At 61.4% G+C, this 14,907-nt stretch carries 14 protein-coding genes; 4 read left to right on the top strand and 10 right to left on the bottom strand.

Translation table 11 applies throughout. The annotated features are described in order from the left end of the window. The first annotated feature begins 182 nt into the window (after positions 1-182). Positions 183-2,288: an oxidoreductase gene (locus AC0C6X_RS24105; protein WP_173515037.1), complete on the top strand. Its 2,106-nt coding sequence runs from the start codon at positions 183-185 to the stop codon at positions 2,286-2,288. Between the two features lie 257 nt (positions 2,289-2,545). Here AC0C6X_RS24105 and AC0C6X_RS24100 read toward each other — a convergent pair whose 3' ends face one another. Then, the gene (locus AC0C6X_RS24100) at positions 2,546-2,848 is read right to left on the bottom strand and encodes an alkylphosphonate utilization protein (RefSeq protein ID WP_173515036.1); all 303 of its coding nucleotides are present in this window, start codon (positions 2,846-2,848) and stop codon (positions 2,546-2,548) included. A gap of 273 nt (positions 2,849-3,121) precedes the next feature. Between AC0C6X_RS24100 and AC0C6X_RS24095 the strand changes: the two genes are divergently transcribed. Beyond that, entirely contained in the window at positions 3,122-4,501 is a 1,380-nt protein-coding gene (locus AC0C6X_RS24095) for an enoyl ACP reductase FabMG family protein (RefSeq protein ID WP_173515035.1), read from the top strand. Positions 4,502-5,324: 823 nt separating this feature from the next. Here AC0C6X_RS24095 and AC0C6X_RS24090 read toward each other — a convergent pair. The 3 genes from AC0C6X_RS24090 to AC0C6X_RS24080 form a co-directional block, all read right to left on the bottom strand. Continuing rightward, the gene (locus tag AC0C6X_RS24090) at positions 5,325-5,885 is read right to left on the bottom strand and encodes a TetR/AcrR family transcriptional regulator (protein WP_173515034.1); all 561 of its coding nucleotides are present in this window, start codon (positions 5,883-5,885) and stop codon (positions 5,325-5,327) included. A 3-nt stretch (positions 5,886-5,888) separates the two neighbouring features. Continuing rightward, on the bottom strand, positions 5,889-6,233 hold the full coding sequence (locus tag AC0C6X_RS24085; protein ID WP_173515033.1) for a DMT family transporter: 345 nt from the start codon (positions 6,231-6,233) through the stop codon (positions 5,889-5,891). A 132-nt stretch (positions 6,234-6,365) separates the two neighbouring features. Next, the gene (locus tag AC0C6X_RS24080) at positions 6,366-7,010 is read right to left on the bottom strand and encodes a glutathione S-transferase family protein (RefSeq protein WP_472955592.1); all 645 of its coding nucleotides are present in this window, start codon (positions 7,008-7,010) and stop codon (positions 6,366-6,368) included. Between the two features lie 185 nt (positions 7,011-7,195). Between AC0C6X_RS24080 and AC0C6X_RS24075 the strand changes: the two genes are divergently transcribed. Beyond that, complete coding sequence (locus AC0C6X_RS24075; RefSeq protein WP_472955590.1) at positions 7,196-7,444, top strand: DUF982 domain-containing protein; 249 nt, start codon at positions 7,196-7,198, stop codon at positions 7,442-7,444. Positions 7,445-7,560: 116 nt separating this feature from the next. On the opposite strand, the gene AC0C6X_RS24070 is transcribed toward AC0C6X_RS24075, so the two are convergent. From AC0C6X_RS24070 to AC0C6X_RS24045, 6 genes are all read right to left on the bottom strand, one after another. Then, positions 7,561-8,607, bottom strand: a complete 1,047-nt coding sequence (locus AC0C6X_RS24070; RefSeq protein WP_247959915.1) for an ABC transporter ATP-binding protein — start codon at positions 8,605-8,607, stop codon at positions 7,561-7,563. A gap of 12 nt (positions 8,608-8,619) precedes the next feature. Then, positions 8,620-10,326, bottom strand: coding sequence for a GH32 C-terminal domain-containing protein (locus AC0C6X_RS24065; protein ID WP_472955588.1), 1,707 nt, complete (start codon positions 10,324-10,326; stop codon positions 8,620-8,622). Between the two features lie 2 nt (positions 10,327-10,328). Beyond that, a complete protein-coding gene (locus tag AC0C6X_RS24060) occupies positions 10,329-11,222 on the bottom strand; it encodes a carbohydrate ABC transporter permease (protein WP_173515028.1) in 894 nt (297 codons plus the stop codon). Then, complete coding sequence (locus AC0C6X_RS24055; protein WP_247959912.1) at positions 11,215-12,147, bottom strand: carbohydrate ABC transporter permease; 933 nt, start codon at positions 12,145-12,147, stop codon at positions 11,215-11,217. Before AC0C6X_RS24055 ends, AC0C6X_RS24060 begins: the two co-directional genes overlap by 8 nt. Positions 12,148-12,219: 72 nt before the next feature. Then, a complete protein-coding gene (locus tag AC0C6X_RS24050) occupies positions 12,220-13,512 on the bottom strand; it encodes an ABC transporter substrate-binding protein (protein WP_247960081.1) in 1,293 nt (430 codons plus the stop codon). Positions 13,513-13,563: 51 nt separating this feature from the next. Further along, the gene (locus tag AC0C6X_RS24045; RefSeq protein ID WP_472955585.1) at positions 13,564-14,616 is read right to left on the bottom strand and encodes a LacI family DNA-binding transcriptional regulator; all 1,053 of its coding nucleotides are present in this window, start codon (positions 14,614-14,616) and stop codon (positions 13,564-13,566) included. Here AC0C6X_RS24045 and AC0C6X_RS24040 point away from each other — a divergent pair. After that, positions 14,564-14,743 carry a hypothetical protein gene (locus AC0C6X_RS24040; protein ID WP_173514873.1) on the top strand — a complete coding sequence of 60 codons (180 nt, stop codon included), beginning with the start codon at positions 14,564-14,566 and terminating at the stop codon, positions 14,741-14,743. The two genes, AC0C6X_RS24045 and AC0C6X_RS24040, sit on opposite strands and share 53 nt — an antisense overlap. The last annotated feature ends 164 nt before the right edge of the window (positions 14,744-14,907 follow it).

Here is a 14,907-nt window from a genome sequence, read left to right as displayed (position 1 = left end):
AGCCTCACTCTCGCCACTGCCGGGATCATGACGAAGCGAAATGACATCAAAACAATTTGCCATTGAAGAAACTATACAATTGTATAGCAATGATCTTGCGAGGCGGCCGTGCCCGGTTAATCTGGGCTCGCCACGCGTTGCGGCTGGCCGCCGAAAACAAATTCTTATTCATGGTAGTGACGATGTCCCGAGACCCCCGCTTCGACATTCTCTTTGAACCCGTCAAGATCGGCCCCGTCACGGCGCGCAACCGCTTCTACCAGGTGCCGCACTGTTCCGGCATGGGCTACCGGTATCCGAACGCAGAGGCGCAACTGCGCGGCATGAAGGCCGAGGGTGGCTGGGCGGTCGTCTCTACCCAGGAGGCGGAAATCCATCCAACCTCGGACCTGACGCCGGCCAACGAAGCGCGCCTTTGGGACGAGGGCGATCTGCCCGCACTCTCCGCAGTCACCGAGCGCATCCATCACCACGGAAGCTTAGCGGCCATCCAGCTCGTGCATAACGGTTTGCATGTCGCCAACCGTTTCAGCCGGATGATCCCGCTTGCCCCGTCGCATGCCATCACGGACAGCCTCGACCCCGTCCAGGCGCGCGCCATGGATAAGACCGATATTGCAGACATGCGCCGCTGGTATCGCAACGCCGCATTGCGTGCCAAGAGAGCCGGTTTCGACATCATCTATGTCTATGCCGGTCACGACATGAGCGTGCTGCAGCACTTTCTGTCGCGCCGCCACAACCAGCGCAGTGACGAGTATGGCGGCTCCTTCGAGAACCGGCTGCGGCTGTTCCGGGAGATTATGGAGGACACGCGCGAAGCGGTCGGCGATACCTGTGCGCTCGCCGTGCGCCTCGCAGTCGACGAGCTGATGGGGCCTTCCGGCATCACCAGCGAAGGAGAAGGCAAGGACATCATCTCGGCGCTCGCCGATCTTCCCGACCTCTGGGACGTCAACCTTTCCGACTGGTCCAACGACAGCCAAACAGCGCGCTTCTCCGAGGAAGGTTACCAGGAGCCCTATACGCGTTTCGTCAAATCCGTCACGACCAGGCCGGTGGTCGGCGTCGGGCGCTATACCTCGCCGGACAGCATGGTGCGGGTGATCCGCCAGGGCATTCTCGACTTCATCGGCGCGGCAAGGCCGTCGATCGCCGATCCTTACCTGCCGAAGAAGATCGAGGAGGGACGCATCGACGACATCCGCGAATGCATCGGCTGCAACATCTGTGCGTCCGGCGACAATACCAACGTACCGATGCGCTGCACGCAGAACCCGACGATCGGCGAAGAGTGGCGCAAGGGCTGGCATCCGGAAATCATGGCACCATCACGGGCGCCCGAGCCGGCGCTCATCATCGGTGGCGGTCCGGCCGGCCTCGAAGCGGCGCGTGCTCTTGCCCAGCGCGGCGTCGACGTCGTGCTCGCGGAAGGAAGCGGAGAATGGGGTGGTCGGGTCGCGCGCGAATGTCGCCTGCCGGGGCTTGCGACCTGGGGCCGTGTGCGCGACTGGCGCGTCGGTCAGCTAAGCACGCAGGTGAATGCCCAACTCTACCTGCACAGCCCGTTGAGCGCCGACGACGTTCTGCAATACGGCATGCCTCACGTCGCGATTGCGACCGGCGCGCGCTGGCGATGCGACGGCGTCGGCCGCACGCACCGGCAGCCCCTCGACTTCATTTCGCAGGGCGCTCTCGTTTCGCCCGATGCCCTTCTTGCCGACGGCGTCGCGGCCGTATCCGTCGACGGTCCGGTCGTAATCTTCGATGACGATTGCTTCTACATGGGCAGTGTGCTTGCTGAGCTGCTGGCCAGGGCTGGCCGAACCGTAACCTTCGTGACGCCCGAATCTCAGGTGTCACCGTGGAGCAAGAACACGCTGGAACAGGGACGCGTGCAACGGCGTCTCATCGAGCTCGGCGTGGACATCATCCCCGCCATGGCGCTTGCCGGCCGCACGAAGGATCGGCTCGAGCTCTCCTGCATCTATAGCGCAAAGACGCGACAGATCGACTGCGGCACACTCGTTCCGGTCACGGCACGGCTACCCGACGAAACCTTGTGGCATGAGCTGAAAGCACGGGAAGCGGAATGGGCCGATGCCGGCATCAAGACCGTTGTCCGGCTAGGCGACTGCCTGGCACCCGGCCTCATCGCTGCCGCCGTCTATTCGGGTCACGAATATGCCCGAACCTATCAGGAGCACGTCGACAGGGACATGGTCCCCTTCCGGCGCGAAGACATTGCGACCCTTCACGACAGACCTGGCGAGATTGGGATTCGCTAGGCCAAGGTGGGGCTTCATTCTATCGAAAGGACAGAGGGGCTGAGCGCTGGCGACGAGCCGCCCTTCGGTCCGCCTATCCAGTTCGAGAGTGAGAACTCCACCCTGCCGGTCGATGTCCAGATAGCCAATCCAAACGACCGCGTCGCGGCGCTCGCACGACGAGCGCCGGCATTCGGCGGCAGATTGGATGCAACCGGTCGGTTGCAGCCAAAGCGGCGCCGCCGTCACGGGACAACAAAACGCCGAAGGGCCATGGCTCAGCGCTTGCGGACGAACTCGGTACGCAGCACCAGGCCCTTGATCGTATCGTGGCGGCAGTCGACCTCTTCCGGATTGTCCGTGAGGCGGATCGACTTGATGACCGTTCCCTGCTTGAGAGTCTGACCGGCGCCCTTGACCTTCAGGTCCTTGATCAGGACGACGGAGTCGCCGTCTGCGAGAACGTTGCCCGATGCATCGCGCACCTCGGCGGCTTTTGCCTTTTCTGCAGCGATTTCGGAGGCGGGTCGCCACTCGCCTGTTGCCTCGTCATACACATAGTCGTCGTTCTGATCGCTCATTTCTTCCCTGCATCGTATCGAATTGCGCCGTGACTCTTGGTCATGCGGACGGCTCCAACCGGAGCGGCCAATGAGTGCCTCTATATCGAATGCAGCGCCGAGGCAAATCTCGGCCGAGTTGGCGTCAGATACCGAGAGGCCTTTACGCGACTTCACGTTTTGAAATGAACGGTCATTTAAAATGACTTCCCATTGCGAGCCATTGTGGTCATGTGACGATCAAAGTTCGTCTGAGCCACCGCTCGACGACCAACGGACCGAAGAGCTGACCGCATGGAAAACCCGATCGCATTCAACCGCCTTGCCGAAAACAACGTCTTTCGCAAAGGAGATGTTTTCGTCCTCTTCGGCGAGTTGTTCGGTCGCGGATACGCGACTGGCTTGCTCGACGAAGCCCGGCGGGTTGGAATGGAGATCGTGGGAATCACGGTCGGACGGCGCGACGAGAACAATGCGCTGCGTCCTCTTAACGCCGAGGAACTCTCTGCCGCCGAAGGCCGACTCGGCGGCAAGATCATCAACATACCCCTGATGGCCGGCTTCGACCTCGACGCTCCGGCAGGCGGCCCTACTGCGACCGATCTCCTGGCGAACATGACGCTGGAGAGCTGGCAAGACGACAGGCTCGACTGGGACTACCTCGAACAGTGCCGCAATATCGCCACCGAGCGGTTCACGAATTCGCTCAAACAGGTCATGGCCGTCCTCGACGGAATGATTGCCGACGGCCGTAACGTCTTTTTCGCCCATACGATGGCCGGAGGCATCCCGAAAGCGAAGGTCTTCCTGGTCATTGCCAATCGAATCTACAAGGGTCGCGGTGCCCGCCACATGTCGTCGCAAGCCCTGCTCGACAGCGACATGGGCAAGCTCATCCTGCAGAATTTCGACGAAGTCTCCGCAATCACCTTCCGGCATCTCATCGACTTCAGCACGGCGATCCGGCAGCGCATCGAGGCATCGGGCGGCCAGGTCCGCTATACGGCCTACGGCTACCACGGAACGGCCGTCCTGATTGACGGGAGCTACCGTTGGCAGACCTACACCAACTACACGCAAGGCTACGCCAAGATGCGGCTCGAAGGCATCGCGCAGGAAGCCTGGGAGGCGGGTATCAAGGCAACCGTCTACAACTGCCCCGAGATCCGGACCAATTCGTCCGACGTCTTCACGGGCATCGAGCTTCCCTTGATACCGCTGCTGCTTGCGTTGAAGAAGGAGAACGGCGGCCAATGGGCGGAGTACCAGTGGCAGGCCTGCCAGCAGCTTCTGGCAGATGGCTTCACGATGAAGGATGTGTTCCAGAAGATTACCGATATGCAGGCCAACGAGGTCATGCGTCCGTTCTACGACTTCTCGGCGTGGCCCATGGCGAACAGTCAGGCACAGTCCGACCTGACCATCGGCACGTCCAACGAGATCACACAGATGCATCGCGACAGCAAGGTGATGATCAGCGACCACCTGAGTGCTCTCGTGGTGGAGGCGACGGGGCAGCTGATCTTCGGCGCGTCTTCAGAACCGTCCGGTCCCGTCCAATGGCTTAACCACGATATCGTGGCGCGCCGGCTCAATGCTTCCCACCTGCAATGGGAGCCTCCGGCTCCGTCGATTGCGCAAGCGACGAAGGATACTCAGGTCGAGGTGGCCTAACACCTTCCCAGTGCTGGATCGGAAGCAGACATCTCCCCGGGAGCTTCAAGGGCCCGGGAGGGTCGCGCCTGCCTTCGCCTGAATGCTACGCTCGGGATCGGCATGATCCACTTCGGTCAGGATGCCGAACAATATAACTATCCCTGAAGGCCGGGCACGATTTCTCCATCGATTGCGGTGGATGTTACATGTATTGCACCGGCGAGGCGCATGACCCCTCCTCGCTACTTCGGAATGATTAAAGACCAGCCTCCTCTACCTGATGTAGAATCAGGATTCCCTAAAAAACAGGAGGAGTGCGATATGCCGAAGAGTACTCTGTGCGTCTTAACGGCGCTGACCCTCTCCACATGTGGCATTGCCCATGCGGAAACGGATGCTGTGCAGATTGCGGGCCACAAATTCAAAACCGCGGAGAATTGCGAACGCCGGGCGCCCATCGGCCAGTTCGATCAAAAATGCGACATCCCGGCTGCCGGATGGCGTGGAGCCGAGGGCATTTGGCTCCCAAATGTTTCCCAAGGTGCCGGGTAAACAAGCAGCAAATCACAAGCGTCCTCGTGCGTGGACGGATGGCCTGATGAGCTTTGGCGGTTCAGCCCTTCACTTCGATACTCCGCGGTGTCCAAACTCGCGGCTCGCGGTTGGGATTGCTGAAGAGGCGGCGCTCACCCGGCTAAAGCCGCAGTTTCTGCCCGGGGCGCTTCAACGCGATCGTTGGGAACGCCGGCAGCTCCAGTAATTTTCGCCCTTTGCCTGGACCGCGCGCCCTGGGAGCAGCCGACGCGTCAGGACGAATGGCGGACTGGGAACTCCAGTGGGATCAGCGGGGCTTGACGGTCAGCGACAGCAAGTGCGCCCTCAACGCATCAAGCTCGAGCCCGCCGACTTTTGAATCGGCGGTCACGTAGGAGAGCCATGCCCCGTCGGCCGCCAGCCGGACCACGTTAAGTGTTAGGTCGTCATCCGTGGCTCTGTGCCGTTCCAATCTTTCGCCGAACCATTCACCCCATCGGCGGCGCAGCACCGAATCGCCGATCACCGCCACAAACAGGGTCGACCACGGGGTTTCGAAGCCAAATGCCTTCCCGACAAACACGGATTTCACATAGGCGCGCGTGAAGCTTCCGTAAGGGACAGGGTCTTCTGCGATGGACGAATCTATTTCCGCGTCGAGTTTCTCGAGCAGCGCGTCGACCATACCGTCCAGCAGCGCCTGTTTCGACGGGAAATGGTGGAACAGCCCTCCCTTCGTGACCCCGGCACTATCGGCGACAGCCTGCACCGTGACGCCGGAAATTCCCTGATCCGCAGCGATCTTCGCAGCGCATTCGAGCAAGGCACGCTGTACCTGTTCCGGCTGCTTCTTTCGACTGTAGCTCATCGCCTAGTGCACCGCCGTCTGCGAGAACAGGTTGATCACGAAAACGCCAGAGACGATCAAGGCGATGCCGACGATCGCGGCGAAGTCGAGAGCCTGTCTGAATATCAGATAGCTGGCCGTCGCCGTCAGGATGATGCCTGCCCCGCCCCAGATGGCGTAAGCAATGCTCAGCGGGATTGCCTTGATTGCGTGGGTCAGGGAATAGAACGACCCCGCATAGAGCGCCACCATGGCAAGTGTCGGCCACAGGCGCGTGAACTGGACGGACTTCTGCAAGAATACAGATCCTGCGACCTCCAAGATGATTGCGAGCCCCAAAGCCGCATAGGCGAAGACGGCGGAGTTCATGGCTTTCCCTTTTTCTAACCCGACAGCCGTAAACATACCGCGCGGTCGGTATCTTTGCAAGAGGCGTTCTTTGTCGCGTATCAATGTCGATGACCGACGGGCCTGGCGCACCCTCTCAGCGCGCTCGCTGACTTAAATCGTGCTGAAGTTGCGCGCCCATAGTTCGCGCAGGTCGGGATCCGCGTCGACACGCAGCGCTATACCGAGCAGCTTTGGGCAGTTTTCCGCCAGCCAGTCACGTCCCGGTCGCCAGCGCGTCATCGCTGCGATCCAGATGTCAAGCGCCGAGAACGGCTCTCCGAGCGCCCACGGCGCAGGTGCAATCTCGTCCTCCCACTGTCGCCACAGGTCCATGCGACGTCCGAGCACGCTGCCCCGCAGCTCGTCAGGCATGCTCGGAGCCCAGCGTTCCGGGTAGTCAGCGTAGGTGAACGTCCCGTACAGGGCAGTCACGAGCCAGATCAGACGACGGAGAAAGACGGGGCGAAGCGGGTCCCCTACCGGCGGTGCAAGTCCGGCTTCCGGATAGGTCTCCGCAAGATGAAGGAGTATGGCCGCGCTCTCCGTCATCACCGTGCCATCGGGAAGGACGAGCACCGGCACCTGTGCGAGCGGGTTGACGGCGAGAAGACGGTCCCGGGCCGGTCCGGGCCTATCGAACCCCGTGACGTCCTCGAGCGTATAGGGCAGCCGCGCGCGCACCAGCACCGCTTCGACAAGAACGGAGCCCCAGCCCGGAACGCCGTAGAGGCGGTAATGTGCTTGCGTATCGGCCATCGTTATTTTCCTCACAGCGCAAGGTGCCAGTTTGATCGCCACCCCGCAAGGTTGTGCCAGAAAATCCGGCTCACACATCGGCGCACGCCAGGATTGGGATCAGGAGCGGTCGCCATTGAACCTCTCCGCGCCAACGGAACAAATTTCCAGGCCAGGCGTTCTGCGCCGAACCGGAGGTCACGCAAATGCAAGCTATGATTTGGGATCGCCCCGTCAGGGTTGGCGAGAAAGGCGAGCGCTACATCAACGGGCCACAGGATGCGCTGCAATATCTCAGCGAAATGCCGCAAGGCGGATGGCTCTACGAGCGGGCAAGAAATCGCTGCCATGCTGCCTTGGAGCGCGGCGACGAGCTTCAGCTCTCGCGGAAAGCCTTCATTGGTGCGGCCATCGAATCGTCGTTCCCGGTCTCGGACGACGACGTTCCATCCTAAGCCGCAACTGGTCGCGACCACACGGGTGGCGACGATTGCTACAGGTTCTCTCCCTGCGCGCCTGCCGCCCACGCCATTGAAGGCATTGAGCCGGAACCGCACCTCGTCCCGGCGGATCAATTGACCCGCGTGCCATCGGCGGCGAACAGATGGATCTTGTCCGTCTTTGGAGCGATGTGGATCTGCTGATCGGGTTCGAGGTCCACCCGGCGATGCAGTACGATCCCAGCTGTCTGTGTACCGACCCGCACCGAAAGATGAGTTTCCGCCCCCGTCGGTTCGACGGTGAGCACCGTTGCCGGGACGCCCGTTTCGGCGAGATCGAGGTCTTCCGGACGGATGCCGTAGGTGCGGGCCGCGCTGTGGCCGATGGCAGCCGGCAGCGGCAGAAAGAGTCCACTCTCGATGCGGAAGCCATCGTCGCTTATCGCGCCGTCAAAGAGGTTCATCGCTGGTGAACCGATGAAGGTGGCAACGAAGGTATTGCCAGGGCGATCATAAAGCTCGAGCGGCTTGCCGACCTGCTCGATGCGGCCGGCGCGCATGACGACGATCTTGTCGGCCATGGTCATCGCCTCGATCTGATCGTGCGTGACGTAGACGATGGTAGTCCCCAACCGTCGGTGCAGGTCCTTGATTTCGCTGCGCATGGTTACACGCAGCTTCGCATCGAGGTTCGACAGTGGCTCGTCGAACAGAAACACCTTGGGATGACGCACGATGGCGCGCCCCATGGCGACGCGCTGGCGCTGGCCGCCGGAAAGCTGTTTCGGCAGACGGTCGAGCAACGGTTCGAGGGCCAGGATGCCGGCCGCCTCGTTCACGAGCTTGTCGATCGTCGCCTTGTCGCGGCCTTGGAGTTTCAGGGCGAAACCCATGTTCTCGGCGACCGTCATATGTGGATAGAGCGCGTAGCTCTGGAACACCATGGCTATGTCCCGTTCCTTTGGCGCCACCTCGTTGACGACGCGCCCGTCGATACGGATCTCACCGCCGCTGATGTCTTCCAGGCCGGCCAGCATGCGCAGAAGCGTGGACTTGCCGCATCCCGAGGGTCCAACGAGCGTGACGAACTCGCCGTCCTCGATATCCACGGAAACGCCGTGGATGACGGACGCTGCGCCAAATTGTTTCAGAACGCGATCGATCGCTACCGATGCCATTTTCTTCCTCCCTCAAAGCTTGAGTTGCCACATTTTTGCGCTCACCTCGGCAGCGGTCAGCGTTGCCGAACGCGCCGCGGAAAATCCGGGGATGCGCTTGGTGCCCGTCCAGCGCCCATTGTCGGCGAAAACTTCGATGGAGCCGGCGTCGAGGAAGATGCGCAGTTCCGAAGGTTTGGCGCCGGACGCGAGATAGCGCGGAGGCGCTTTCCCAGTACCGGCATCGAAGACGATCGCCAGGCCATCGCCATCAAGCTTCACGCCGAGCTCGACGTCCGGATGATCGAAAGTGAGCGCAAACGCGGTACCGGGCTTGGGTAACGAGAGCACGATCTCGACCGCGCCGTTGCCGAGCGGAACCGTCTCGCCGGCGCCAAGCGCCGTTTCATCGAGCAGCACGTGGCGGAGGCTCTCGGCTGCTGCGACAGGCGGCGTCAGGACAGCGTCCCCATCGAGAAGCACACGACGCGGCAGGGTCATGGCCGTCGGAAAATCGTCCTTCTTGGAAAAGTCCGTCCAGTTGGCGAGCCAGGCAATGCCGACCGGCTCGTCGCCATCGACGAAGGCCTGGAAGGCATAGGCGTCGGAGCCGAAATCCAGTTCCTGCTCGAACTGCGCCGTGAAAGCGCGGCCATCGAAGCGGCCGACGGTGACGGAGGTGAGGTTGCGGCGCCCGGTGGCGGGGTCGCGGCTCGTGAGCAACCCGAAGATCAGCGCCCAGCGGGTATCCGGGTCTTCGGCCCTGCCGCCGACCGGCACCATGCAGGGGCATTCCGCTGCGGTCATACCGAAACGGTCCTCGCGATGAATGATGCTAAGGAACGTCCAGCCGGTGGCACCGTCAGGGTCCGTCGTCTCATAGAGCAGGACGACGCCGCCCGCCCTGTCGCGGCTGCCGAGCAGCATCTTCCAGCGGCCGTCCGGGCCCTTGAACACATAAGGGTCGCGGAAATCGGTGGTGAGGTTCAGGCCATCCGGACGCACTGGCAGGACCACCTCTGATTGACCGGCGACGATACCGTCGCGGCTGAGGGCGGAAAGCTGGATCTGTTCTTCCGGCTCGCGGTCACGGACATGCTCGGTATAGAAGACGCGGATCTCCTCCCCCTTCGAGCCGGAAATGGGGATGGCCGATCCGGAGAAGGCGCCGCCGCGGCCGTCGTCCGTCTCGCAAAGATGGTCTGCCGGGAAGAGGAACATCGGCAGGTGCGTCCAGCGGATGAAATCCTTTGAGACGGCATGGCCCCAGTGCATGGTGTTCCAGCGCAGGCCGTGCGGATAGTGCTGGTAGAAAAGATGACCGCGGCCGGCAAATCGACCAAAACCGTTCGGGTCGTTCATCCAACCGAAGGGCGGCCGGAAGTGATATCCGGCCGGCAGTTGCGGCGGTGCCGTGCGGGTATCGCGGAAGAGCACATGGATCCCCTCCTCCAGTACCATCTGCGGATGAAAGGCATAGGCGACGGAAACCGCCGTTGTGGTCGCGTCGCAGGCGAGCACCGTGCGCCCGCCTGCCTCCAGAGCGACCGCGAAGAATTCGAACTCCGCTGCGCGATGGGTCGACGGAGAGGCAAGATCATTGCCGCCAACGGTGACGAAGAGCTTCGCTTCGCTGCCAGCCGAGCGCGCCTTCAACCAGAGATGCAACACCGTCCCGGCAGGAAGGTCGGTCTCTATGATTTCAAGTGCGGCGTTCACAGGTTTTGCTTGGAGAGTCATAGTCAACCTTTCACGGCAGAGCCGACGAACGAGCTTACGAACCAACGCTGGAATGCGAGGTAGAGGATGAGGACGGGGATCATCATCAGGACAGACGCGGCCATGGCGCGGTCCCAGTAGATGCTGTCCTGTCCGAAGAAGGTCGCGATCGCGACGGCAATCGGCCTTGCATAATCGGTCTGGGTGACGAGCGTCGGCCAGAGATACTGGTTCCAGCTTTCGATCCCCATGAGGATCGAAACCGTCGCAAGCGCCGGCAGACTGAGCGGCATGTAGATCGATCGATAGATGCGAAAGATCGAGGCCCCATCCATTTCTGCGGCTTCGTAGAGTTCCTTCGGCAGTTGCGCGAAGAACTGATAGAAAAGGAAGACGTAGAGCGGGCTCGCCACCCAGGGCAGAATCTGTACGGCGAAGGTATCCGTCAAACCCGCCCGAGACATCATGACGACGAGGGGCATGATGATGCTCTCCTGCGGGATGACATAGAGCGCGACGACGAGCGCAAGCAGGATGGCTTTGCCGCGCAGTGAGCCCCAAGCCAGCACGAAGCCTGCCATGGAATTGATGATCAGTCCGGAAACGACTGTGACGACGAGGATCACCAATGAATTGAAGAGATAGCGGCCATAGGCGAGTTCGCCGGAGAAATTGGCGATCTCCCTATAGTTCGAGAGCGTCGGATCATTCACCCAGAAGGCTCGGAAGCTGCCCATGTCGGCGAGGATGCGGAAGCGATCATCCTTGAGGCTGGCGATGAGCAGCATGAAGAGCGGCGAGATCATCACCAGCGCGATAATGAAGATGCAAACGGTCTGGACGATACGCAGGCCGGTCTTGCTGTTGCCCCGGGAAATGGCCAGCGGGGCGGGCTGGCTGAGCACGAGGTCAGACATCGAAGCGCCTCAGGAGTTTGCGCTGGAGAAGCGCGATCAGGAGAACGATGACGAACAGGATGACGGAGACGGCGGACGCGTAACCGAGCTTCTGTTCCTCGAAACCGGCGCGCACCATGTAGTGCACCACGGTCTCCGTGCTTTCCTTCGGCCCACCCTGGGTGAGGATCGCCACCTGGGTGTAGAGCTTGAAGGCCTGGATCGTGGTGATGACTAGCACGAAAACATGGGTGGGGCGCAGCCCCGGCATGGTGACGTGCCAGAACCGGCGGAGCGCGCTTGCCCCGTCAATGCGGGCGGCGTCGTAAAGCTCCTCAGGAATACCCTGCAGGCCTGCGAGGTAGATGATCATCTGGAAGCCATAGGCCTGCCAGGCGGAGAGCAACACGATCGAGAACATCGCCCAATTCGGGTCGCCAAGCCAATCGATCGGCTGGATCGCACCGCCGGAAAGGAAACCAACGATCTGATTGAGAGGACCGCTCGGATACTGGAACAGCGTGCCCCAGATCACGCAGACCACTACCATGGAGGTGATCGCCGGCAGGAAGAACATGCCGCGTAAAAGATTGCGCATCGGCAGCTTCTGGTGGAGCAGCAGCGCCGTCAGGAAAGCAAGGCCGCATTGAACGGGCAGCACCCAGACCGTGAAACGCGTGACGTTCCAGAGCGACGTCCAGAACAACGGGTCGGTGAAGACCCGCTGAAAGTTCAGGAGGCCGACGAAACGCACCGGCGTCGGGCGCGGCACGAGCGGTTGGTTGGTCATCGCCGTCCAGAAGGACAGAAGGAACGGCGTGATCAGGAAGGTTGCGAGCAGCAGTACGGCGGGCGCGATCATGGCAACTTCCTGCCAGAACCGCTGCCGGTCGTGCCGCCTGCCCGAGCGCGGAATGGCCGGCGCGGACGTCTGTTGCAAAGTCATGGTCTCCTCCTCATCGCTCATCCTCCCGAGTGGCTGCGGGGCCGGCCAACTCACCGGCCCCGCAAAAGCGCCTTAGTGCTGTTCGTCGAAGGGCGGATAGCCAGCGTTGTCCTCGATATCCTGGTCGATTTTCTTGGCTGCAGCCGTCAGGGCTTCCTGTGCGTCGCCACCGTTGAAGATCTTGTCGACCGCCTGCATGAAGGCCGAGGTAATCGTCGGGTAGGCCGGGTGCGGCGGACGCGCGACCGCCGTCTTCGAGGCCTGTTCGAAGGCCACGGCAAGCGGCCCGCCTTCTGCGTAGAGCGGCGATTCCGCCGCGAAGCTCTTGAGGCCCGGATAGGCCGACTGGGTCTTGGCGTATTCGCGGTATTCCTTGTCCTTCAAGAGGAAACTCAGATACTTGCCGGCGGCCTCAGGGTTCTCGGATGTCGCCGAAATGCCCCAGATCCAGGTACCATTGGGGCTAACGCCCTTCTCGCCGATCTTCGGCAGCGGCATGACGACGATATCGTCCTTCATCGCCGCGGCGGCCTCCGCGTAGAACCAGTGCCCGCCCATCGCGAGTGCGGCCGGCTGACCTTCGGCATAGAACTGGTTGGTGCCGGACGACGTGGGGACGACCCAGCCATTTTTCACCCAGGTTTGCATCATGGTGAGCGCCTTGACGCAGGCTTCGCTATCGAGCGTGCCGCTCGCAGTCCAGGTCTTGCGATCGATCAGATCGCAGCCGGCGCTTTCGAGGAGCGGGCCGTAAGCATAGGTGATCCATTCCGTCTTGATGCCGTAACCGCGAAACGTGTCGATCGGCCACTTCACGCCTTCGAGCTTGGAGAGCTTTTCGAGATAACCTTCGAACTCCTCGCGCGTCCAAGCGTCATCGACGGATTTTGGAATGCGCGCGCCGATGGCCTCGAGGTATTTCTTGTTGCCATAGAGGACGACCGAGGAATCGGTGAGGCCGATCGCATAGAGGTCCTTGTCGATCGGATAGGTGCCCTGCGAGATGTTCGAGCTCGTCATGTCATCGAGGAGATCCTGATCAACGAGCGGCTTGATCGGCTGCAGGTAGCCAGACCAGACGTAGTTTGCCAGGAACGGCGCGTCGAGTTCCATTACGTCCGGAAGCTGCTTGGCCATCACCGCAGCGCTGAACTTTTCGTTATAGGCGTCGTGCGGTGCGTAGATCATCTCGACGTCAATATCCGGGTTTGCCTCCTCGAAACGTTTGGCGACATCGCCGTAGGCTTTCACCCAGCCCGGATCCCCCTGGTGCATGACATGAACGACAGTCTTTGCCTCGGCCATACCGGCAGCCCCAAGGAGCGCTGCAGTGGCAAGAAGTGTGCGAAGTAAACGATTACCCAATTGCGCAGTCATGAAAGTTCTCCTCCGTTTGAATGCGATTGAAACTGATTCCTAGACTGATGCCCGTTCGACCAGGTGGAAGGGCAATTTCCGCAGATGCGGCGGTTCAGGTTGCCCAGCCAGAAGGATCTCCATGGCGAGGCGCCCCATGGCGCGGTGCGGCAGGGCCATCGTGGTCAATGGCGGATCCAGCCGGGAGGCAAGTTCGACCTGGTTGTCAAAACTCGCCACTGCAATATCGTCAGGAATGCGACAGCCAGCGCGGGCAAGCGCCGCATAGACTTCCATTGCCACGCGGTCGTTGCCGCACAATATGGCGTCCGGCTTTTGACCGGAAACGAGCAGCGCGTCCACATGCGAAGCGACAAGACTTGGCGCGCGGTCGCTGTAGACGCTGCGGCGCACCGCCGGGAACACGCCGAGTGGCTCAATGCTCGCCTCCTCAAGCGCAGCGCGAAAGCCCTTCTCGCGCAACGTGCCAGCGAGAATGCCCGGTAGATTGATGAAGGCGATGCGGCGTCGACCGGCGGCCAACAGGTAGCGGATGATTTCGCGCGCCCCACCCTCCTCGTCGGGCACCAGTGACGTCACCCGCCCGGCAGCCTCACGGCAATTGATCATCACGCCGACTGCGCCGGCCAGTGTCCCGGGTAAATCAACGTCCTTGTGGTACATGGCGGCGTAGGCAACGGCGCGCGGCCGGAATTGCTGCACTTCGTCGAGCACCGAGCCGATCGACTGTCCGGTGCTGTGATTGACCGCGAAGACGGCCATGCCGGCGCTGCGGGCCGCGCCGTCCAATCCCCGAACGATCTCAGTGGCAAACGGCGAGGTAATCAGCCCATCGGAAACGACGCCGACGAGCGGCAGCCACCCCTGCCGGACACCACGAGCGGCAAGGTTCGTGACATAGCCAAGTTCCTCGGCAATCGCCTTGACCTTCTGGCGCGTTTCATCCGACATGCGGGCGGAGCCGCCATGCAATGCACCGGAAACCGTCTTCACCGAGACGCCCGCACGCTCCGCGATGTCAGAAAGCGAGATTGTCAACTTGGCTCTTTCCGTTGGGTTATCGATTACCCAATATTCCAAATATATGGCCATTGTCAAGCACCACGAACCGAACCGACCGGCCTTGAACGTATCTGTCGCCGCTGGGATTGATGCCTATGACGAGGCGGGCGTCGTGAAAGGAAGAAAAACCAAAGCCGGCGGCCCACCAAAAGCATGATAGCAACGAGGCAATAGGCTCGCTTGACGGTCGGCTTTCACCGTCAAGCACACTTCCGGAAACGCCCGCTTGTCCACGGCCGCCGTTTCGTGAGAAAATGAACTGAGTTGGAAGTTGCCCGAAGCCCTCAATCGGGAAGTTGGGCCAACTCCAGTCGCGTATCA

The sequence above is a fragment of the Ensifer sp. VA4 genome, from assembly GCF_055710065.1.
This window is presented reverse-complemented; position numbering and strand designations above follow the sequence as displayed.

Bases quoted from the DNA above. Each gene is read 5' to 3' on its own strand.
- AC0C6X_RS24060 (WP_173515028.1), bottom strand. From the start codon at position 11,222: ATGTCTGACCTCGTGCTCAGCCAGCCCGCCCCGCTGGCCATTTCCCGG.
- AC0C6X_RS24075 (WP_472955590.1), top strand. From the start codon at position 7,196: ATGCAAGCTATGATTTGGGATCGCCCCGTCAGGGTTGGCGAGAAAGGC.
- AC0C6X_RS24065 (WP_472955588.1), bottom strand. From the start codon at position 10,326: ATGACTCTCCAAGCAAAACCTGTGAACGCCGCACTTGAAATCATAGAG.
- AC0C6X_RS24070 (WP_247959915.1), bottom strand. From the start codon at position 8,607: ATGGCATCGGTAGCGATCGATCGCGTTCTGAAACAATTTGGCGCAGCG.
- AC0C6X_RS24100 (WP_173515036.1), bottom strand. From the start codon at position 2,848: ATGAGCGATCAGAACGACGACTATGTGTATGACGAGGCAACAGGCGAG.
- AC0C6X_RS24045 (WP_472955585.1), bottom strand. From the start codon at position 14,616: ATGGCCATATATTTGGAATATTGGGTAATCGATAACCCAACGGAAAGA.
- AC0C6X_RS24055 (WP_247959912.1), bottom strand. From the start codon at position 12,147: ATGACTTTGCAACAGACGTCCGCGCCGGCCATTCCGCGCTCGGGCAGG.
- AC0C6X_RS24095 (WP_173515035.1), top strand. From the start codon at position 3,122: ATGGAAAACCCGATCGCATTCAACCGCCTTGCCGAAAACAACGTCTTT.
- AC0C6X_RS24085 (WP_173515033.1), bottom strand. From the start codon at position 6,233: ATGAACTCCGCCGTCTTCGCCTATGCGGCTTTGGGGCTCGCAATCATC.
- AC0C6X_RS24105 (WP_173515037.1), top strand. From the start codon at position 183: ATGTCCCGAGACCCCCGCTTCGACATTCTCTTTGAACCCGTCAAGATC.
- AC0C6X_RS24080 (WP_472955592.1), bottom strand. From the start codon at position 7,010: ATGGCCGATACGCAAGCACATTACCGCCTCTACGGCGTTCCGGGCTGG.
- AC0C6X_RS24090 (WP_173515034.1), bottom strand. From the start codon at position 5,885: ATGAGCTACAGTCGAAAGAAGCAGCCGGAACAGGTACAGCGTGCCTTG.